Origin of the sequence: Phocaeicola faecicola, assembly GCF_013618865.1 — a bacterium.
GTDB lineage: Bacteria > Bacteroidota > Bacteroidia > Bacteroidales > Bacteroidaceae > Phocaeicola > Phocaeicola faecicola.
This window is the reverse complement of the sequence record NZ_JABSOE010000006.1, coordinates 75,540-97,427: the sequence shown is the minus strand read 5'-3', so window position 1 is coordinate 97,427 and position 21,888 is coordinate 75,540. Positions and strand designations below refer to the sequence as shown.

Here is a 21,888-nt window from a genome sequence, read left to right as displayed (position 1 = left end):
AACATAGGAACATAAAAGAAGCGGCAGCATCAGTATCCTTTCACGGAATTTCTGATGCTGCCGCTTTCTGTTGGCAGAGATACCCTGTGGGCTCTCTGTGTATTTCTCTTTATTCAATATCCTTCTTTACCGGCTGCTCCATTACGAAAGCCACTGCCTGCCCGATTACTTCAGCACGGCGATGGCCTGCTCATAATCCGGTTCGTCCGAAATATTGTGCACCAACTGCCGGTAGACAATCTTCCCATTCTCATCGACGACAATGACCGCCCGGGCCATCAGTCCCCTCAGAGGACCGTCCGCCAGCTGCAGTCCGTAGCCCTTCGCAAAGTCCTCACTCCGGAAGAGCGAAAGCGGAACCACATTCTCCAGTCCCTCTACCGTACAGAACCGCGACTGCGCAAAAGGCAGGTCCATGGAAAGACACAGCACCACCGTATTATCCAGTCCGGCCGCATCGGCATTGAAATGCCGGACCGAAGCCGCACAGGTAGGCGTATCCAGACTCGGGAAAATATTCAGCACCACCCGCTTTCCACGGAACTTACTCAGAGAAACTTCACTCATGTCTGCTCCCACGGCAGTAAAAGCAGGTGCCATGCTTCCCACCTCCGGAATCTTGTCTGAAGTATGCGCTTCCATTCCGCGACAGATTACCACTTCTCCCTGCACGCCCTCTGCGGCAAGAAGTCCGTTTCCACTCCATACTCCACAACCGGCAAACGCCAGCAGCCAACAAGCTAATTTTCTCTTCATAATCCAGTCTATTAATCGTTATTGTTATAAATAATCACATTCACGCAACCACAGTGCCACGCTGGCATCACTCGGCATACGCCAGTCGCCGCGCGGACTCAGTGAAACCGAACCCACCTTCGGGCCATCGGGCAGACAGGAACGCTTGAACTGCTGACTGAAGAAACGGCGGAAGAAAGTCGTCAGCCATTTCTTGATGGTCTCCTCATCGTGTACTCCCTCGAACGCAATCCGTGCCAGGTAATAAATCTTGGTCGGACGAGATCCATAGCGAAGGAAGTGATACAGGAAGAAATCATGCAGTTCATACGGACCCACCAGATCCTCTGTCTTCTGCTTGATGTTTCCGTGCTCATCCGCCGGAATCAGTTCCGGACTGATCGGTGTATCCACGATATCCAGCAGGGTCAGACGCGACTGCTCATCCACACCCGACTCAGCCACCCAGGTTACCAGGTAACGGACCAGGGTCTTCGGAATACTTGCATTCACCCCATACATCGACATGTGGTCACCATTATAGGTCGCCCAGCCCAAAGCCAGTTCAGACAAGTCGCCCGTACCGATTACCAGCGCCCCAATCTTGTTCGCATAGTCCATCAGAATCTGCGTACGCTCTCTCGCCTGACCGTTCTCGTAAGTCACATCGTGCTTCTCCGGATCCTGACCGATATCCTTAAAATGCTGGATACAGGCCTCCTTGATACTGATCTCGCGCTGAGTTACCCCCAGGGAAGTCATCAGGTCGAGCGCATTACGGTACGTACGGTCCGTCGTTCCGAATCCCGGCATCGTAATACCCACGATACCCTCACGCGGCAGTCCCAGCTTGTCGAACGTCTTCACACACACCAGCAGCGCAAGCGTAGAATCCAGTCCCCCTGAAATACCTACCACCACCGTCTTGCACGACGTATGCACCAGACGCTTGGCCAGTCCCGCTACCTGGATGGAGAAAATCTCCTCACAGCGTTCATCCCTCAGTCGGCCACCAGCCGGCACAAACGGATGCGCATCCACCTTACGTGTCAGCACCAGTTCCTTACCCGAACAAAGTTCGGTAGCTACATGCTTCACCGGCACCGCAGCATATTCCCTTACTCCGGCCGCATACGTCGTATTCACCAGACGTTCCGAACGCAAGTGCTCCACATCAATCTCACTGATCACCAGTTGCTCTTCAAAAGAAAAACGCTCAGAAGCCGCCAAAAGTTTACCGTTTTCATAAATTAACGCATTTCCGCCATACACCACGTCGGTCGTCGACTCTCCGAAACCGGCCGAGGCATACACATATCCCGACAGGCAACGGGCCGACTGCTGCGAGAGCAAAGCGCACAAATAATTATGCTTGCCGATGTTCTCCGTGCTGGCCGACATATTGAACACTACTTCCGCTCCCTTCAGGGTCAGCAGCGAACTGGGAGGTACCGTAGCCCACACATCCTCGCAGAGCTCAATGCCAAAACACATGCCCGTCATATCAAACAGCAGGTTCCGGCTCACCGGTACCGACTGTCCGCAGATACGGACCACCGTATCCTGACCGTGGGTGCTGGCCGAAGCAAACCAGCGCTGTTCGTAGAATTCCTTATAATTGGGCAGATACGTCTTGGGAACCGCTCCCAGAATCTTACCTTTCTGAATCACCACCGCACAGTTGAGCAACGTGCCCTCTACCACCAGCGGCATGCCTATAATCGAAATGATCTCAATTCCACGAGTATTATTGAGCAGCTGCACCAATGCCATCTCGGCCTCTTCCAACAGCAGATTCTGGCCGAACAGGTCTCCGCAGGAATATCCCGTCAGGTTCAACTCCGGAAACACAATCACCTCTACTCCCTGCTCATCGGCCCGGAATATCAGTTTCTCAGTCTGCTCCGCATTAAACAAACAGTCGGCCACCTTCACCGCCGGTACGGCAGCCGCCACTTTTACAAAACCGTATTTCATATCCGTTCATTAATTAATGTACAAGTACAAACTTACACAAAAATCAGCAATATTCCTGCCAGCCCATTTCACAAAATAAAGAAAAACCCGAAAAAATCTCCCCTGCCTTCCACACCCGCATACCACCGACACGCCCCGAAGATTCACCTCCCTCCGTACCGTCAGTCCCTCCTTCCATTCAAAAAATAAACTTTAAAAAGAAAATAAAGAAGATAAAAAAACAACTTATATTTTGGAGTTAAAGAAAATGTTTCTATCTTTGCCACAGAATTAAAATTGTAATAATTACAAATATATAAAACAAGATGAACGCTTACGAATATTTGCTCAGTTACGAAATAAAGCCATCCGTACAGCGAATAGCTATTATGGACTATCTGTTGAAGCACAAGACCCATCCGTGCATCGATGAGATTTATCTGGCTTTGAACAAAGACATCCCTACCCTTTCAAAAACGACAGTCTATAATACATTGAAACTGTTTGTGGAACACGGGGCTGCCCAAATGCTGACCATCGACGAGCGCAACGCTTGTTTCGACAGCGACACTTCGCAGCACGCACATTTCAAGTGCAAGTCGTGCGGTAAGATATACGACATGGAAGTCAGTGCACCGGAAGCAGAAAGCCTGTCTCTGACCAAGCAGGGATTCAAGGTAGAAGAAATTCACCACTACTACAAAGGAATATGTCCGGATTGTCTTGAAAAAGAGAAAAAGAATTAATATATTTGACAGAGAATTCAAAACGAGAAATCGCAATTTAAACTAATAACTAATAACTATTATTGATTATGAAAAAATTTATCTGTACAGTTTGTGGTTACATTCACGAAGGTGAAACAGCTCCTGAAAAATGCCCATTGTGTAAAGCTCCTGCTTCAAAGTTCAAAGAAATGGAAGAAGCAGCAGAAGGTGGTCTGCAGTTTGTTGACGAACACGTAATTGGCGTAGCTAAAGGTTGCGACGAAGAAATGATCAAAGACTTGAACAACCATTTCATGGGTGAATGTACAGAAGTAGGTATGTACCTGGCAATGAGCCGTCAGGCAGACCGCGAAGGCTATCCTGAAGTAGCTGAAGCTTTCAAACGCTACGCTTGGGAAGAAGCAGAACACGCTGCTAAATTCGCTGAACTGCTGGGTGACTGCGTATGGGATACTAAGACTAACCTGGAAAAACGTATGAACGCTGAATGTGGCGCTTGCGAAGACAAGAAGCGTATCGCTACACGTGCAAAACAGCTGAACCTGGATGCTATCCACGATACAGTTCACGAAATGGCTAAAGACGAAGCTCGTCACGGAAAAGGCTTCGAAGGTCTTTACAACAGATATTTCAAGAAATAATTTTTTCCTAGCCTAATATCTTGCAGGAAGATGTGCCCTCCGGTACATCTTCCTGTTTTTTTATCCCTTTCTGTACGAGAGGCTCGAATTGTATTGCCTCCGCCCTTTCTTCCGATTCTTTTCGCTGTACGGAAAAAGCCTCGACTGCAACGATGCAGACAGATGTTTCTCTTCTTATCTTCTTCAACCCGCGCACGGAGGTCCGACAACCCGCGGCTACAGGTTGTAAAACCCGCATACGGAGGTCGTACGACCTTCCACCGGAAGTTGTCCCCTTCTTTCAGAAGATTCAGACAATGCAAACCGAAGCTACTGCAAACCCGTATACTTATCTTCGCATTACCCGACCAGGCCTGTCCCTCCTCCTCCCTGAGCCTACGCCAAAGGACATAAAAAAAGCTGCCCCGATCATTGGGACAGCTTTCCTATCAATATCTTTCAAATTATTACTGAGCAACTGAGTCAGAAGCAGCAGGAGCTGGAGTTTCAGCGGCATCAGTCTGAGGAGCAGCAAAACCGGCAGGTGCATTCAGCGGGTTAGTAGCCTGTTCCTTGATAGCCTGCTCCATAATCACAGAAGAACTCTGTGTAGTTCCCGGGAGCACATACGAAGCAGCCACGCTGATCACTACCATGAAAGCAGCCAGACCCCAAGTAAGTTTTTCAATGAAATCGGTTGTCTTGCGAACCCCCATAATCTGATTTGAAGCAGCAAAGCTGGAAGAAAGACCTCCTCCTTTTGAGTTCTGTACCAATACGACAAAACACATCAACACAGCTGCCAATACTATTAATCCAACAAATAATTGATACATTTCTTTATTTTGATTTAGCGTTAATAATCAATTTCTCCAAAAACCTGATTTGGTCTGCAAAGTAAGCATTTTTTTTTGGATATTTCAAATTTAATTTTTTAATAATTTCCAATGCTTTATCATATCTTTTCTGTTTCACGTAGATTTTTGCCAGTGTTGCCGTGAAATAATCTTCTTCCTGACTCTCTTCTTCCGGTTTCACCTCTTCTTCTGCCGTTTCTTCGGGAAGGGCTTCCTCCGTTTCCTCTGCCGGAAGCGGTGCGGCCGCCTCCTCGGAATGCACCTCCTGCGAGGCCTCAATGAAAGAGTCAATCAGGTCCTGTCCCTTCATGCGGACCGGTTCTTCCGTCTTCTCCTCCTGCATCAGAAAGGCGGTATAGTCCATGCTGACCTCAAGCTTGATTTCATCGTCAGCGGCAGCCGGCTCCGTGTGCTGCCGTGCCGCAGCCGGAACGGCCGGAGAAGGCGTGGATGCCGAAAGAGACGAACCGGCCAGAAAACGGTCGATCAGTGCCAGCGTACGGTCGCCGCCCGACTGAAGGCTGTCGGCCTGTGTATCGTGCTTTTCAATGACAAAATGCTCCCCTTCGATGTAGTAGAACAACTGACTCAGGTCGGCCACGTACAGCACACTCCGCTTCAGTTCCTCCTTAAAGCCCGCATCCTTCAACAGAAACAGATTCTTCAGATAGAGCAGACGGGCCGTCTGGAAATAAGGATACCGCTTCAGTATCTCCCGAAGTTCAAACAACGAGTCCTCATCCAACGACTCGGGATGTAAAATCCACTCCTGCAAACGCTGCTGTATCATGACTGCTGCTTACCAGTTGGCCACAGTGGCATTGAATATCTGTTCCACAATCTCGTCGATCATCTGCGATACCAGGTCTTCCTGTACGGATGAAAGCTGCTGCTTGGAATCGTACTCACGGCTGGCAGAGAACTGCTGCTCAAAGTCTTCGGTATGGTTCGTATTGTTGACAAACCGCACGTTGACCGTCATGCGCAATTCCACCATCGTAGAATAACCGTCGGAACCCACACCCTTGTTGTAGGCATCGTACTTCACAATCTCACCCGCCAGTTCCAGGTCGCCTCCCTGACGCAACTGCTTCAGACGGGTCTGCTGCATATAGATATCCTGGAGTGCGATGTTAAACATAGACTCCATCGGACCCCATACGAAGGCATCGGAGCGGTTCGGGAAGTTCTCGAAAGATATCGTCTTTACCTTGTCGTAGTTGATGGAAGCTCCGTTAAACTTATACGAAACCGTACAGGCCACCAGCGCACACAGTGCTACCGACAAAAAAGCCACTCTTTTCCAACATTTCTTAATCAAGTCCATATTCCTTTATTTTTCTGTAGAGCGTACGCTCCGATATTTTCAAATCGTTTGCAGCATTCTTCCTCTTTCCCCGGTGCCGCTCCAGGGCCTTGCGGATCATCTCCTTTTCCACCTCATCGAGTGACAGGTTTTCTTCGATGTATTCCTCCGTATCCTGCACTTCCGAGGCTTCTTCGGGAGTCATCCGGGGAGCCGATATTTTGGCAGCCGGCGGTGCGGATACCGGAGTGGCCGGCACTTCCGTGACCGTAGGCACCACCACCGACGTATCGTGTATCAGCGGCAGGGCATTCTGGATATAATGTACCGGTGTGGTCTGCGGATGCGTATTGCCCTCGGCAGCCCGTTCCGTCATGATCTCGTGCACGAGTTTCTTGAGTTCCGTCACATCCCTCCGCATATCGAACAATACCTGATACAGAATCTCCCTTTCGCTCTCAAAGCCCTTTCCACCCGATGCAGGCTTGATACCCAGCATGGCCGGAAGTTTCGATACCGGCTGTGCCGGCAGGTAATTCTGCAGGATTTCGGCAGTAATGTCGCGGTTGGTCTCAATGATGGAAATCTGTTCCGTGATGTTCTTCAGCTGACGGATATTTCCCGGCCAGCTGTAGCTCATGAGCAACTGCCGGGCTTTCTCATCGAGCTGGATGGAAGGCATCCGGTATTTTTCTGCAAAATCGGCTGCAAACTTACGGAACAGCAGTACGATGTCGCCTGCGCGCTCACGCAAGGGAGGTACCTTGATGGGCACCGTATTCAGACGGTAGTACAAGTCTTCGCGGAAACGTCCTTCGGCAATGGCCTCCTCGAAGTTGACATTCGTGGCTGCCACGATGCGCACATCGGTCTTCTGCATCTTGGAGGAGCCGACCTTGATATACTCGCCCGATTCCAGTACACGCAACAGACGCGCCTGGGTAGACAATGGCAGTTCTCCCACCTCGTCGAGGAAAATCGTTCCCCCGTTTGCTTCGGCAAAATAACCGTTGCGGTCACTGATGGCTCCCGTAAACGAGCCCTTCTCGTGTCCGAACAGTTCCGAGTCAATCGTTCCTTCCGGAATCGCCCCGCAGTTGACGGCAATATAAGGTCCGTGCTTGCGCCGGCTGAACTGATGGATAATCTGAGGAAAACTCTCCTTACCCACACCGCTCTCACCGGTAACCAGCACCGACAAGTCGGTCGGGGCCACCTGCATGGCCACATCAATCGCCCGGTTCAGACCCTCCGTGTTGCCGATGATGCCGAAACGTAACTTTACATTCTGTATTTCTGATTTTACCATAGCCATCAATTTCTATCTATGACAAAATTACAAAAACTTTGCTTGTCTTTGCCATTTTGTCTGAAAAATTAAAATACAGTACGAATCATCAGACGGACTCCCCACTTGTTGGCCGTAGGAAGTTCATTGTAATTCAACCGTCGTACATACTCTACGTGCAGCAGTTTGAAGATGTTATGGATACCGGCCGTAATTTCCACATACGGCTTCTTGGGATCCATGACATTGCTGGAATACTGGTATACCCCGTTCATGTCGTAGTGGCCCGGGAACATCATCAGCGTATTGTCGTAACGGTTCTGCTCCAGGAAAGGATTGTTCTTGTCGGTGAGCGTACCCCAGAGGCACTTCACCCCGATGAACTCACGCCACTTCAGTTTCTTCAGCAGCGGAATACGGTTGAACAACTTACCCTGCATGTTCCATGACACATCGAGCGAAGCATAACGGTCGTTGAGGAACTCCATGTTGTTGATCAGGTTGAACGTCTCATCCTGAATGATGTACGACAGGTTGGCCGCCGGCATGATCAGCAGCGGGAAAGGCACCTTGTTCCACTGGATAGCTCCCTTCAGGTACACGTCGATGTTTCCCCACGAACTGAGCCAGAAACGCTTGTAGGCACTGGCTTCGGTCATGTTATAGGTATAGTCGCCTCCCAGCACTCCCTTCAGGGCCAGCGTATGCTGCAAGGTGAACTCCGGTGCATCCAGGTTCACCGGAAGACGGCGCTGCTTGGTATTGACGAATGTCTCTCCCGGAGCATAGCGCAGCCCGAAGGACATTTCGGTTACGGTAATATCGTGCGTATTGAACGGAGACTTCACCCATTTCTGTCCGGCCAGTTCCTGACGGTCGAGAGCTGACTGCAAGGCACTCTCCCCGGCCATGGTACGGTAGAACAACTCACCGCAGGGCTCGTAATTGGCATGGCGGAACATGGCTGTGGTCTTCAGTCCGAATTCGCGCTCACGCTCATACTTCAAGGTAGCCTTCCGCTCGTAGTTATACTGGTCTACCGAGCAGACCTTCAGTGCCGTAAACACGTTATCCTTATCCGTACTGATGAACTTGTCGGAAGGCAGCATGTTATCGTACTGGTACGTCAGTGTCAGTGAGTTCTTCGGGTATTCCCTGGGCAGATATTCCTTTTTATTGAAGGAATATTCCACCTCTCCCATATACTTCGACTTCTGGTCCTTGAATCCGTATGCATAATATCCCTTGAGGAAGAGATGCGGATGCAGCTTGGCCGTAGTCTGCAGCGAACCGCGCAGACGCAGTCCGTCGATATAGTTCGAAGAAATGATGGTATTGATCGGACCGATATCCACCTTACTGTCGGGGGTACTGGTCTCCACGAAGTTCTCAATCAGCGCCTTCAGCACAAAGATGATGTACTTGAAGCCCTTGATCTTTGTCAGGTCGTCGACAAAACTGCCCATCCGCGTTTCCGACTTGGTCAGTTCTTCCTGACGGTACTGGCTCCAGTACATTTCGTTACGCATCATGGCGTTCACGTCCTTTATCTCTTTCTCCTTGCGCTTGAACATCGATTCCGGAATCGGGTCGAACGAGAAGTCGAAATACCGCGTCGTTCTTCTTACCTGGTAGGAGCCCAGCACCTTCTTCAGGTAAGAGAGTTCGCAGAGCATGTCGTCTTCCAGCAGCACCCACTCTCCGGTAGGCAGTTCACCGAACTTCTGGTCGATGATCATGTTGTCCACAAAGTTGATATCGGTCTTCTTCGGCAGGTTCAGCTGACTCTCCTTTACCCGATACGTCGAGTCGGCGAGGATGTACAGGTGACCGGTAAAGCCGAAGTCCTGCGGATTGTTGGGTACAAACGACAGGTGGAAACATTTCTCCTTATCCACGTATACGGTATCCATGATATAGAACTTGTAGAAATTGATACCCGCCTCCGACACCGGACTGTCGAAAGGATACTGCAGGAAACGGAAACGGTCCTGGTAGATATCAATGTCCTGAAACACGTCCTTCAGTACCGTAGTCAGCATGTCTCCCGTACTGAAGAGTTCGTTGACTCCCCCCGAATTGATACCGCGTATGTAGGTCTTCTCCGAATGCGGCTCTTTCCGGTATACCTTTTCGGATACCGTCTCATCGATAGACAACGGAAGGATATTCTTGTTCGTGACATCGCACACCTCTACCTGGTCGCGGAAGAAAGGATATTTCTTGAACAACCACGACTCACGCAGCGAATCGGCCGTAATGTTGTTGACGGCCAGCGTAATCTTCTGATACTTGTTGTAACGGTAAAAATCATTCTGTTCCAGATTGGTCTTCTTCTTCGAAGCAATGACCTTCTTCATCAGCTCTACAGCCGGATTGTTCTTCCGGGAATACTTCTCTTTCTTCGGCTTGACAATCACTTCCTCCAGCATCAGGTCAGACCGCATCTTAATGTTCAGTTCCCGGGTCTGGGCAGAAACCTTTATCACCTGAGTGGTGTATCCTACCATGGAGAAAGTCAGTTCGTTCCATCCTGAATGATATTCAATGGAGTATCTTCCTTCCATATCGGTAATGGTTCCCATTCCCTTGCCATCATAGTATATGTTAAGATAAGGTATCGGATCTCCAGTCTCGGAGTCTACTACGGTTCCATGGATTTGGGCAAACGTACAAATTGTCCATATTCCCCAAAACATAAGCAACAACAATCGTTTTACCATAAAACTACCTATACACACTTTTCCAAATTCTTAAAACAAAAGCGAAGATACTGCTTTTCTTGTTTTCGGCAAAAAGCCGTTCCTCAAAAACGAAAAATAGACAGACTTTTATGCAGTATTAACCAATATTAATCGAAATAGACAATTACGGGTTATGCCCTGTCTTTCCGTCAAAAAAAGAGACCGCTCCGGGAAGGAAGCAGTCTCTTCATATCATAGATTTTCTATTTTTCTCAGGGGTTATAAGGCTTCACCGGATCCTGCTTGGCCAGAATCTTCCGGTCTTTTACAAACTGAGCGATATAAGCAGAGAACAGGAAGATGACGATGGCGATTCCGATCAGGTCGAAGAGGCCGAAGGTCTGTCCGCAGATGGTATAGCTCAGTTCCGACCATGAGGTATAGATCACGAGCGTGTTGATCAGGATGACTACCAGACGGAACTCTGTAGGACCGACACTGCCGTAAGTCAGTCTGAACTCTTCCTTGACGATGGCGCAGATATAAGTATATACAGACAATACCAGATAGCCGGCCAGAACCAGCAGGGCGATGTCAAAACGGAACATCGGTGACAGTCCCGCACCGATACACATGATTGAAATGGTGCCGGCATCCAGCGTATGGTCGATGAAGAAACCATAGATAGGGCGCTGCAACTCACGCACACGCGCCAATGTGCCGTCCAGGCTGTCTCCGTACCAATTGACTACCATTCCCAATGACGCCAACCACAAATACTGAATATTATCATTGGCTAAAAAACATCCCACTGCATACAAAACGGCTCCCAAAACGCCTAAATAGGTTAAAAAATCGGAGGTAACCCACCGGGGCTGCCTCTTGGCCAGCCAAACAAGAGCCACCTTCTCGGCTCTGTTAAGAATTGATGTCTGAATTCTCGTTGAAGATTCTTTTCCCATTTTAATACCTTTTATTTTTTTCAATCGGACAGCAAAATTACACTTTTTTATATTGAGAAGAAAAAGAAGAACTGATTTTAACCCGCATAAACGTAAAATAGACCTGAATTTCTATCAAATTGTCTATTTTTCAAAATTCCCCGTTGTCGCTTATGCAGAAACCTGTCCTTTATATCATCCGGCCGTACCGTCCATACGGCCCGGATTTATTCTTTTACAATCTGCTCTTTTCTTTCCGGAAGCAGTTTCCGGTTGCCGAATTTCATCAGCGCAATCCCCAGTACAATCCATAACAGCTCACGGATACGCATGATCAGCCCCATATATACCCCGTAACCGTAAGGCATGGCCAGTCCACCGACCGCAAGGGCAAAACCTCCTTCACGCCCTCCCAGCTGCATGGGCAGGAAGAACAGGGCATTGGCAAACAGGGAGGTGAATGCAAGAATGAGGATACAGTCCCAGTAACTGACGTCGCCGGAGAATATCTGCAGGATGAAATAAATCTCGGCACAAGAAAGTATACGGGCCAGAAACTCCGCACTCAGCGATGAATAGAACGTAATCCGGTGCTTGCTGTGCAGTTCCGCAATCTGCCGGTCAATCTGCTGCAGCGATTCCTGCTTGCGTTCGGCAAAAGAAATCGCCCATTTTTTCAGGAAAGGCATTTTCTGCAGCAAACGGATACAGCGCATGGCCAGTCCGGAGCGGTAACCTTTCATGAAGAAATAGATACCCAGCAGACAGAAGGCACCCGCCAGAGCGAAGAAGATGGATATACCTACTGCCAGGCGGTTGTAATAAAGCACCAGATAAAGCAGAATGGAGAACAGCCAGAAACAGAAGTGAGAGAATATGTGCATCATCACATATAGAATCACGCTGGAAGTGGCCTTTTCGACACCTACGTAAGGCGAAAGTTCCATAATGCGGTAGGGCTCCCCGCCCATCAGCCCCACCGGAGTGGTTGCATTCAGGGCAAATCCGGTCACCGTATATTTATATACTCTCCAGAACGGAACAATGCGCTCCCTGAATCCGTCGTGGATGATGATATACCAGGCCCCGGCATTCAACAAATAAATAAAAGCCCACAGGGCAACTACCACAGGAAACCAGATTCCGGCCCGTCGCAGGCTGTCGGTCAATTCATCGTATGATACGTCGAACGTCAAAAGCATGACGGCAATTGCCGCCACGCCAAACAACAAAAAAATATTTCTGTATTTATTCTTCATCTACGGCATCCAGTTTCAGTTTATCACTGTCATCTCTCTTCTCATAATACTGCTTGCGCAACGGACGGGCACTGATTTCGGCCTCTCTGCGGCGATTGCGGAACACGTCCAGTGCGGTATAGATAGCCTGACGGAAAGAGTCCTCCGACGCAATTCCCTTACCGGCAATATCATACGCAGTGCCATGAGCCGGAGAAGTGCGCACAATGGGCAGACCGGCCGTGAAGTTCACTCCCTCGTCCATTGCCAGCGCCTTGAAAGGAGCCAGTCCCTGATCGTGATACATGGCCAGGATACCGTCGAAGTATCTGTAGTTGCCGGCTCCCATAAAACCGTCGGCCGGATACGGACCGAAACACTGTACATGGCGTTTTACCATTTCCTCGATGGCAGGCTTGATAATCGTTGCCTCTTCCGAACCGATCAGTCCGTTGTCACCGGCATGCGGGTTCAGAGAGAAAACGGCAATGCGGGGATTGTCGATACCGAAATCCTTTTTCAGAGACTGATGGAAGATTTCCAGTTTCTGCATGATCAGTTCCTTGGTCAGGTGAGAAGTAATTTCCCCTACCGGAATGTGACCGGTTACCAGTGCCATGCGGAAATCGCCTTTCAGCAAAATCATCAAGGCCTTGTTGCCTTCCCCTACCCGTTCTTCAATATATTCGGTGTGTCCCGGGAAATGGAAGACATCCGACTGGATGGTATGCTTGTTGATCGGAGCCGTAACCAGTACGTCGAATACCCCTTCCGAGTAATCGTGCAGCGCTCTTTCCAGGGCAGACAAAGCTGCCTTTCCGGCCTCCACGGTCGGTTTGGTCAGTTCCACCTTCAGTTCCTCTTCCGAGCAATTAATGATGTTCAACCGTCCGTCCTGAATATCCGACGGAGAATTGACGATGCTGAAATTGGTCTGAATGTCCATTGCCTTGCAATGGTATGCGGCCACCTTGGGCGAACCGTATATGACAGGAGTGCATAAATCGAACATCAGTGAATCTGAAAAAGCCTTCAGAATGACTTCGTAGCCCACTCCGTTAATGTCACCGTGGGTGATTCCCACTCTTATTTTATTTCCTTCCATGAGTATATATTATTTGTTTAAAAGCGAATCTTTCTCCATTTTCTCTTCTGTCAGACTGGCGTCTACCGGGATTTCCGATACTTCTTTCTCAGTCGGCAGTTTCAAGGTATAGAGGGCGGCATTCAACCGGCGCATCTGGTCGCGCTTCATCTTACCCGGATTATATACGAAGGTCTCTACGACAATGACACGGGCATTGGCACGGTCGACACGCATGTGTGAGACAAACGGACCGCCCATCGCGTCGTTTTTCATTTCCCAAAGTCCGCGGGCTTCGAAGGCATAGTCGTTCTTTACCGAAATATTGCGTACATCCACCAAGGCAGAGTCGGCAGTTTCCATATACATTCCTTCACGGGCACCGGGGATATTGATTTTCATCACCGAGTCACGCTTGTGGATGAAATATGCCTTCGTAAAGGTATCCTTGTCACGGAACGGGAATGCATACATCACAAAGTTCATGTCATTCAGGTTGGTAGAGGCCCAGAGGAAATCTTTTCCTTCCTTGTACGATTCCATTTCAACCGGCATCCACACGTCACAGTCGAAGAGACTGCCCGCCTTTGCCGAAATCACATTATTGTGCTTTTCCTCCAGCAACTTGATTTCCCGGTTCATCTCCGCACGGGTAAAGAAATCGACGATTACCTGACCGTTCTTTGAAACGTATTCTGCGAAGTCGGTCTGACTGGGCGACTGGATGGTCATGATCATCTGCGGCGAAGCGTACACGTCGCGTGAGAACTTGAACTTAGTCTGCGTATATGCGGCAGGATCGATATCGACGATAATGATATTACGGAACAGGCGCATCGAACGGTCGTAGAAAGCAGGACGTACCCGCGAAATACGGAAAGACCGCTCCGGCTGGGGCAATCCGGGAACATCGGTATCCAGCACATGGAACAATGCACTGTCCGGACTCATCCAGCAGTTGTCATCTGCCACGACCAGAACCTCATAAGGGCGTCCGCTGGAATTGGGAGTTATCACACTTTTTCCGTCACTCTTACAAGAAGCAAGTACCAGCACCGCCAGTACCAGGCTCAAATAAAATGCAAAACGCTTCATGGTTATCAATGTTTATTAATTTTCTGTCTGTTTCTTTTCAGCCTGCTGCTTGGCCGTAGAAAGCATGCCGCAGGCAGCGAAAATATCTTCTCCACGTGAGGCACGGATAGTGGCAAAGACACCGTGCTGCGTAAGATAGTCGCGGAAGGCCAGCATGGAATCCATGTCGGTTCCTTCCAGGTCGACGCCCGGAATCGCATGGAAGCGGATGAGGTTGACACGGCAGTCCAGTCCCCGGAGAATCTTCACCAGTTCCTTGGCATAAATCATGCTGTCGTTGACACCCTTGAACACAATGTATTCGAAAGAAAGACGCCGCTGCTTGCTGAAATCGTACCGGCGGAGAATCTCCAGCATCTCCATGATGGAGAAAGCTTTCTCGGCAGGCATCAGTTCACGCCGCTGGGCAGGGAACGGAGAATGCAGGCTCACCGCCAGGTGGCAGTCGCTCTCTTCCAGGAAGCGTTCCATACCTTTCCGCAATCCCACGGTCGAAACGGTAATGCGCTTCGGACTCCATGCATATCCATAATCGGAAGTCAGGATGGTCAGCGCCTTCAGCACCGCATCCAGATTATCAAAGGGCTCTCCCATCCCCATGAACACCACATTGGTAAGCGTATCTCTTTCGGGAATGGAATAAATCTGATTCAGAATCTGAGTGGCAGTCAGGCTGTTGGTATACCCCTGTTTTCCTGTCATGCAAAACAGACAGTTCATCTTACAGCCCACCTGAGAGGACACGCACAAAGTAGCCCGGTCATTGTCGGGTATATATACGGACTCAATAAAATCACCTTCCGGGGTACGGAACAAATACTTTACCGTTCCGTCTACCGATCTCATCTCATGCACCGGTGCAGAGGCTCCCACTTCATAATGCTCTTTCAGCAGTTCACGGTTCTTCAACGACAGGTTAGTCATCTCATCAATCGAAGTCACTTTCTTGTCATACAGCCACGAAACAATCTGTTTGGCAGTAAATGCCGGCATCCCCAGGCCGCGCACCAATACTTGAACCTCCTCCAATGTCTTCCCCAACAAGGGAACTTTCTCCATGTCCATCATTCTCGATATATATATATATACAATTAGCGTACAAATTTAGAGAAAAAATAAGATATATCCGTCATCTTTCCGGGAATATTACACCAAATATTTCATTTTAAACAAATTATGCGAAATACGGAACAGCGGAAGAAAAAGCGTCATAAGTTCCGTAGGGAAAAGCAAATAAGGAAGCATCAGGTTAAAGAAAATAAACAAAATACCGTTTTTAACCCCGATAAAACGATGGAGGTATGGTTTTATTATTTATCTTTGTGAATGTTAAGAACAATAAAAAGAATGATAAAACAAGACCTTATGAAAAAAGCACACATTTTTCCATCATTGAATTTTCTCCGCAACCTGGAGCGCATTTTTCTGTTCCTGCTTATCTCGGCTGCCGTTGCCGGATGTACATCGGACGATGACCTGGGAGACATCACCGGAAAATACGGAAAACTGACTGGAGAAACCGATACGTATATCGAAATCACTCAGTTGAAAGACGGATACCGGATGAACTGCCGCTACCAGGAATACCTGGAAGACGAACAGAGAGAAGAAATCTACCGGTGGGAAGGTACTTTCCAGAACACTCCTTCGGACGTTGTAAAGGATGCACAGGGAAAGGAAATCGGAAACATCAGTTTCGCTTCGGGGGAGGTTACCTTCAAGGCAACTACCCAGCGCCCGGGTACTTACAAAGCCTATAAAGACGAACTGGCCGACTTGCCCCGCAGCCGCAAAGCACAGAAATAAAAGAGCTTCAGCCTCCCTCCGCAAAGTAAAGGCACTTTAAGGATACTGCCGGAAAAACATCGGGAAAGACGAAGCAACAGAAGTAATAAATGAATACATACAAAAAAAGCCGTATCAGACTTTCCGCAGAAAGCATGATACGGCTTTTTTGTATATCTGCCGGAACAGCAGATTCCGCACTCCAGTTCTACCCTCAATCCTTTCGGAAACGGAAACAGAAGCGGAATCCCCTGCTTTACCGGTACCCTCTCTCCACCTTCTTCTGAAGAAAGGTTTATTTGATAATGCGGAAATAATCTTCCTTGCGAGGCTTCGCCTGTCCGGCTTCAGCAGCAGGATAGCCCAGTGACAAAGCTCCGATACCGACCAGTCCGGCCGGCAATCCCCACTGACACATCAGTTCCTGACCTTCCGGAGAAGCGAACATCTCACGTTCCCGGTGAATCCAGCAACTGCCCAGTCCCAGTGAATGGGCCGCAAGCATCATGTTCTCCAAAATACAACTTCCGTCCTGAACCGGGTTATTGGCATTGGCAGGTGCAAACACCAGCACATAGGTCGGAGCATCGTAATAAGGATTGGAGGTAGCTCCCATGATTCTCGCATTCATGGATGCCAGCCGTTCCTGCTGTTCCTTATTCTGTACGGCCACAATATAGGCCGACTGCATTCCGCGTGAGGAAGGGGCATATGTACCGGCCTCCAATACTGCCTGCAACTCTTCGTCCGTAATCTGCTCGAGTTTATACTTCCGGCAACTGCGGCGTGTCCTGATAACGTTCAATACTTCATTTTCCATATCTTACCGAGTTAATTTATTTTTTCTTCAAAGATAGATTTTCATTCAGGATTCGGGAATCTTCCTCCGGCAGCGGGAGCGGAACCGGAAACTTTCGTCCTGCCCTGCCCGCCATGCCTTTCTGCCACATACGCAACCGGCAACGCCGGGCCCGACAACACGGCTCCGTATCGATTCCTTATCCAACAGAAAGACGATTTCCGTCGGATACTATTTCTGCCTAAATATAAGCAAAAAATACCATGTGCGGAGAGCAAAGCAGGAAAAATACCGCAATTATCCCACTTGACTCTCCGCACATCGGTCAATTCTCTGGTTATTTATTCAAGGTAAACTCCACTGGAAGACCGTGCTGACAAGTCACAGTCACCTCCGTCTGATCACCGTTCTGAGTCACTTTCACCCGGTCGGTATCCGTTGCCAGACTCCACTTTCCGTTCAGCACCAGCTTTTTCTGAGAAGGAGCACTCGGTTCCGGAGTGGTATAAGTCTTCTCCTCGATGTGGAGGTTCGGGTCACAGACACTGATGACAAGCTGCTTGCCCGATTCTTTCTTCATCACCATGGTTTCTGCCGGAATCTTTGCGATACAGTCGGTACCTCCTACCTCAGTCTGCTCAAATGCCGCATAAGCCGTAATACCAGTGGCATGATCCTTCACGATATGAGCCACGTTGTCCCGGCGAAGCACCGAACAAACCTCCTTCTTTCTGGCAGCCGCCAGTTGCTTACCGGTAGGCTGAATCCATACGGTATACGAATAAGTTGCATCCTTCGGAGCCTTGCCGTGCAGCAGATAAGCAGAAGCAAAAGTTCCCTTATTGGCCGCTTTGGTCCGCTCGTTACGACTCTCCTGTTCAGCAATCTGCACCTTGACAGTACCCTCGTTCACCTGGTAATAATTACCGTAACCATCGCCGATCAGGCACTTGCCATCGCCTTCCAGCTGCGTTTCAAATCCCACGGCATCGGCTTTCTTTCCATTTACCGAGATGGCATTCTTTCCGCTGCGGTATTCACTCTGGAAAAGCGTAGTCTCAGTAGGATACTCCGCATTGCTGTTGGAAATGCCCGTACCCAGGCAGACCATATGGTTATCAAAACAGAAGACCGACTTGCGTGCCACAAAATCGGGTGTGAAATTCGGATAATCGGCTTCCGACAGTTTCATGGCAAACATACCGTTCTTGTCCTCCAGGGAAGAAGCCCCGGCAAATTCCTCATCGGAACGAGCCATCAGCGTACCCGGACGAGGATTCTCCAGCAAGTCGAAAGGCAGATGAATGGTAGTCGTTCCCGGCAAACGGTTCCAGTCCCAGCCGTTCTCTACAAACCCGCTCGCACTGCGCGAAGGCTGTCCCATAATCTGTGCCGAGCCATAACTCTGATAACGTCCGTAACGGTTGTCCTTCGTATAAATCTCAGAACCCCACACATTGGTGTTATATCCTTTCAGCGTCACCATCCATTCTCCGCGACGGAAAATACCGGCCGCTCCATAATTGTATACAAAAAATCCTTCGGGAGCCTCAGCCGCCTTTACTCCTTTCTCCTTGAAGAAACGGGCTTCCGGCGTATCCTTGTCTCCAATCAGGCGCAGGTAATCGGCAGCCAGATGACGGTCGAAATCACCTCCTTCACCCGACAGGTCGCCCGAGAGGGCCAACTGGGCAAAAGCCTTGATATCCGCAGCCCCCATCTTACCGGTAAACGGATGACGTCCTCCGATTCCGGTACCCCATTCATACATATTACAATAATTGCGCATGGTCAGGAAGGCATTTGCAAGCCGCTGACGGGCTTCCAAAGTAGGTACAAACTCCGTACCGGAAGTCATCGCCACATAATCGGCCACGGTAGCCAGAGCCCCGGTCGTATATCCCGGATAGAAACCTCCGTGATGGAAAGTCGTTCCGTCGACCTTGATACCACCGATGGTACCCGGCGTATACTTCACCGAGCCCGAAACCCAGCGAGACAATCCCTGCAACGCCTGTACCCGGTCGCGTTCATCCACCAGCATCATGGCTGCAATCAGTTTGGCCTGCAGCAAGGTATTCCATGAATCCAGCATCTCATCCCTTACCTCCGGACAAGGACGGCGTGTTTCCTGCAAGGCAGACCAGAACGACAGTGTACTGATAATGTCAGCCTGCAACGGAGAACGGGCAATCCGGTCCCGCATCAGCCAGGCCGTTGTATAGATTTTACGCACCTGATAACCGTAATGATGATTGGTTCCCATTCCACTACCGAAAGCGAAACCCTGGTCCATCGCATACTTCCATACCGTGAAATAACGCTCCTCGCTCTCTTTAGACTGATTGCGTACCGCATCGAAGGCAAAACCGGAAAGCATCGTCTCCAGGTCATTCCAGGACAGTTCCCCCGCCTTCTTGTTCTGCTCATCCGGAGCCACGACAGGCGCACCGGCAAAACCGTTTCCGAACGGAGTGATGGCCGCCTTGGCATACACATCCTCTGCCTTCTTCAACAAGCCCGATACATTCGTCGGAGCGACAATCACCTTATCCAGGTTGGCCTCCACCGTCTTCAGGTCTTTTTTCTGAGCCGCAGAAAGCACCTCCGGACGAGGGATGTCCCAGGTATACTGTTCCCATTCCCACACGCGGCACCAGTGCCACAAGTCTCTTCCTACTGCCAGGTCGTTATAAGCAATCTGCATGTCGGGTGTCGTACGCAGGTTCATGTTGTTCTCAAACATCTTCCAGCGGTCCAGGTACACCCGTCCCTTACGCTTCGGAGCCACCAGCCGGCAATGTGTCAGCGTCATCTCATCTCCAGCCTGCAACTTGTCTCCACGCATGCTCTTAAACCCGATCCAGCACGCACGCCATCCCTGCGATGCCAGGCGATAGGTAAACCAGTAACGGACCTTTCCGGACTCATCCAGGAACTCAAAACGGACAGAATCCTGTGCCGGCTGCTCGTTGTACAACCACAGCGTGGTTCCCCCCTTCGTCTCGCTTTTCTTATTCAGAACAATCGGTTTTTTCAAGGCAATCTCCAAAGTCGATTCCGGACCGAAGTTCCATTCAAGACTCTGTTTTCCCTCCTTATACAAATTGCTTGTTACAGACAATTCACTCTGGGATGAAGTAAACCCCTCAGGCACGCCTCCCTCAAATCCGATGACCGACTGGGCATACGACGGAATACATGCCGCAATAAAAACAGGCAATAAAAGTTTTCTCATAAATCTATTTGTTCAAATAATCAATCGTAATCTCTCCATTACAGCAGGCATCGGAAGTCCCTTCTTCCCCACAGTCATTCCACCCTTTCCGGAGCCGGCAAACGTCTTTGCCACACGCTCAGGAAGACAGGTTTCCGACCGCTTTCCAGACATCTCCAAGCCACTGTTCTGCAAGCAAATTTAGAAAAAATCACAGACATAATCCAACAAAATCCTCCGGCAGCTTTTACAATACAGTTCATAAAAAATCCATAAAAGTCCATCCGGGTTCACGGCTCCGTCCCATCCGTTTTCCATTCCCGTTTCTGTCCCTTCCACCACGCCAAGCAAGTCGGCCGAAAGAGCCGGAAGGCCCCTCCGGAGAGAAGGTCCCAGCGACCTTCATCAACAAAAGAACAGCCACCTCCCCGAAAGAAGATGACTGTTTTCATTGCAGGAAAAATCCCCGTATCAGTTATTTTCCGGACGCAGTTTACGGACAACTGCACCTGTCTGCCACATTTCGCTTTCGCGCAACTGACGCAACTCTTCGTTCAGTTTGTCGCGATAGTCCGGCTGTGAGTTAGAGTCGATGGAACGCTGTGCTTCGATACCGTCGGCAACCGACTTATACAACTTTTCGAAAACCGGTTTGGTTGCATCGTGAAACGGACCCATCCAGTCGAGCGCACCGCGCTGAGCCGTTGTCGAACAGTTGGCATACATCCAGTCCATACCCTTGGCAGCAAACAGCGGCATCAATGACTGAGTCAGCTCTTCTACCGTTTCGTTGAAAGCCTCCGACGGAGTATGTCCGTTTTCACGCAACACCTCATACTGAGCCAGCAACAGACCCTGAATAGCACCCATCAACGTACCACGCTCACCGGTCAGGTCAGAATATACCTCACGCTTGAAAGTCGTTTCAAACAAATAACCCGAACCGACACCGATACCCAAGGCAATCACACGGTCCATGGCTTTGCCGGTTGCATCCTGGAACACCGCATACGAAGAGTTCAGTCCACGTCCTTCCAGGAACATCGTACGAAGAGAAGTACCCGATCCCTTCGGAGCCACCAGAATAACATCCACATCAGCCGGAGGCACGATGCCGGTACGCTCCTTATAAGTAATGGCAAAACCGTGAGAGAAATAAAGCGCCTTGCCCGGAGTCAGATGCTTTTTGATCAACGGCCAGCACTCAATCTGAGCCGCATCCGACAGCAACACCTGGATAATGGTAGCACGCTCACACGCCTCTTCAATGCTGAACAGCGTTTCGCCCGGTACCCATCCGTCGGCCACAGCCTTCTCGTAAGTCTTGCCCTGACGCTGTCCGACAATCACATTAAACCCATTATCGCGCAAATTCAATGACTGACCCGGTCCCTGTACACCGTAACCGATCACTGCTATTGTTTCATTCTTCAAAACCTCACGTGCTTTTTCCAATGGAAATTCTTCGCGTGTCACCACATTTTCGATCACACCGCCAAAATTCATTTTTGCCATATCGTTACAATTTTTTTCGCAGTCCGATAAACTGCCAGTT

The 21,888-nt window shown here is 49.6% G+C and carries 18 protein-coding genes; 3 read left to right on the top strand and 15 right to left on the bottom strand.

Translation table 11 applies throughout. The features are described from left to right. Positions 1-165 precede the first annotated feature (165 nt). On the bottom strand, positions 166-642 hold the full coding sequence (gene tpx / locus H3001_RS03225; RefSeq protein ID WP_246368448.1) for a thiol peroxidase: 477 nt from the start codon (positions 640-642) through the stop codon (positions 166-168). 138 nt (positions 643-780) lie between these two features. Beyond that, positions 781-2,712, bottom strand: a complete 1,932-nt coding sequence (locus H3001_RS03220; protein WP_181214064.1) for an NAD(+) synthase — start codon at positions 2,710-2,712, stop codon at positions 781-783. Positions 2,713-3,017: 305 nt separating this feature from the next. Between H3001_RS03220 and H3001_RS03215 the strand changes: the two genes are divergently transcribed. Further along, positions 3,018-3,437, top strand: a complete 420-nt coding sequence (locus H3001_RS03215; RefSeq protein ID WP_178244736.1) for a Fur family transcriptional regulator — start codon at positions 3,018-3,020, stop codon at positions 3,435-3,437. A 68-nt stretch (positions 3,438-3,505) separates the two neighbouring features. After that, positions 3,506-4,060: an NADH peroxidase gene (locus H3001_RS03210; protein WP_178244780.1), complete on the top strand. Its 555-nt coding sequence runs from the start codon at positions 3,506-3,508 to the stop codon at positions 4,058-4,060. A 446-nt stretch (positions 4,061-4,506) separates the two neighbouring features. On the opposite strand, the gene secG is transcribed toward H3001_RS03210, so the two are convergent. The 10 genes from secG to rlmN form a co-directional block, all read right to left on the bottom strand. Beyond that, positions 4,507-4,875, bottom strand: a complete 369-nt coding sequence (gene secG / locus H3001_RS03205; protein ID WP_178244737.1) for a preprotein translocase subunit SecG — start codon at positions 4,873-4,875, stop codon at positions 4,507-4,509. A 4-nt stretch (positions 4,876-4,879) separates the two neighbouring features. Next, the gene (locus H3001_RS03200; protein WP_181214063.1) at positions 4,880-5,686 is read right to left on the bottom strand and encodes a tetratricopeptide repeat protein; all 807 of its coding nucleotides are present in this window, start codon (positions 5,684-5,686) and stop codon (positions 4,880-4,882) included. Positions 5,687-5,695: 9 nt separating this feature from the next. Beyond that, entirely contained in the window at positions 5,696-6,223 is a 528-nt protein-coding gene (locus H3001_RS03195) for an LptE family protein (protein WP_178244739.1), read from the bottom strand. After that, positions 6,210-7,511, bottom strand: a complete 1,302-nt coding sequence (locus H3001_RS03190; protein ID WP_181214062.1) for a sigma-54 interaction domain-containing protein — start codon at positions 7,509-7,511, stop codon at positions 6,210-6,212. The genes H3001_RS03195 and H3001_RS03190 overlap by 14 nt, the downstream gene beginning before the upstream one ends. A 68-nt stretch (positions 7,512-7,579) precedes the next feature. Beyond that, positions 7,580-10,213: a DUF5686 and carboxypeptidase-like regulatory domain-containing protein gene (locus H3001_RS03185; protein WP_181214061.1), complete on the bottom strand. Its 2,634-nt coding sequence runs from the start codon at positions 10,211-10,213 to the stop codon at positions 7,580-7,582. A gap of 233 nt (positions 10,214-10,446) precedes the next feature. Beyond that, entirely contained in the window at positions 10,447-11,136 is a 690-nt protein-coding gene (locus H3001_RS03180) for a CDP-alcohol phosphatidyltransferase family protein (RefSeq protein ID WP_178244742.1), read from the bottom strand. 206 nt (positions 11,137-11,342) lie between these two features. Continuing rightward, positions 11,343-12,374 (bottom strand): lysylphosphatidylglycerol synthase transmembrane domain-containing protein, encoded by a 1,032-nt coding sequence (locus H3001_RS03175; RefSeq protein WP_181214060.1) that lies wholly within the window; start codon positions 12,372-12,374, stop codon positions 11,343-11,345. Continuing rightward, entirely contained in the window at positions 12,364-13,458 is a 1,095-nt protein-coding gene (gene pdxA / locus H3001_RS03170; RefSeq protein ID WP_181214059.1) for a 4-hydroxythreonine-4-phosphate dehydrogenase PdxA, read from the bottom strand. The genes H3001_RS03175 and pdxA overlap by 11 nt, the downstream gene beginning before the upstream one ends. 9 nt (positions 13,459-13,467) lie before the next feature. Further along, the gene (locus tag H3001_RS03165) at positions 13,468-14,532 is read right to left on the bottom strand and encodes a DUF4837 family protein (RefSeq protein WP_178244745.1); all 1,065 of its coding nucleotides are present in this window, start codon (positions 14,530-14,532) and stop codon (positions 13,468-13,470) included. A 15-nt stretch (positions 14,533-14,547) separates the two neighbouring features. Beyond that, complete coding sequence (gene rlmN / locus H3001_RS03160) at positions 14,548-15,591, bottom strand: 23S rRNA (adenine(2503)-C(2))-methyltransferase RlmN (RefSeq protein WP_178244781.1); 1,044 nt, start codon at positions 15,589-15,591, stop codon at positions 14,548-14,550. A gap of 306 nt (positions 15,592-15,897) precedes the next feature. Here rlmN and H3001_RS03155 point away from each other — a divergent pair, with 306 nt between their 5' ends. After that, entirely contained in the window at positions 15,898-16,338 is a 441-nt protein-coding gene (locus H3001_RS03155) for a hypothetical protein (protein WP_178244746.1), read from the top strand. A gap of 274 nt (positions 16,339-16,612) precedes the next feature. On the opposite strand, the gene H3001_RS03150 is transcribed toward H3001_RS03155, so the two are convergent. From H3001_RS03150 to ilvC, 3 genes are all read right to left on the bottom strand, one after another. Then, positions 16,613-17,137: a nitroreductase family protein gene (locus H3001_RS03150; RefSeq protein WP_181214058.1), complete on the bottom strand. Its 525-nt coding sequence runs from the start codon at positions 17,135-17,137 to the stop codon at positions 16,613-16,615. 316 nt (positions 17,138-17,453) lie between these two features. Continuing rightward, a complete protein-coding gene (locus H3001_RS03145; protein WP_181214057.1) occupies positions 17,454-20,354 on the bottom strand; it encodes a chondroitinase family polysaccharide lyase in 2,901 nt (966 codons plus the stop codon). A gap of 450 nt (positions 20,355-20,804) precedes the next feature. Then, positions 20,805-21,848: a ketol-acid reductoisomerase gene (gene ilvC / locus H3001_RS03140; RefSeq protein WP_181214056.1), complete on the bottom strand. Its 1,044-nt coding sequence runs from the start codon at positions 21,846-21,848 to the stop codon at positions 20,805-20,807. Positions 21,849-21,888: the final 40 nt, after the last annotated feature.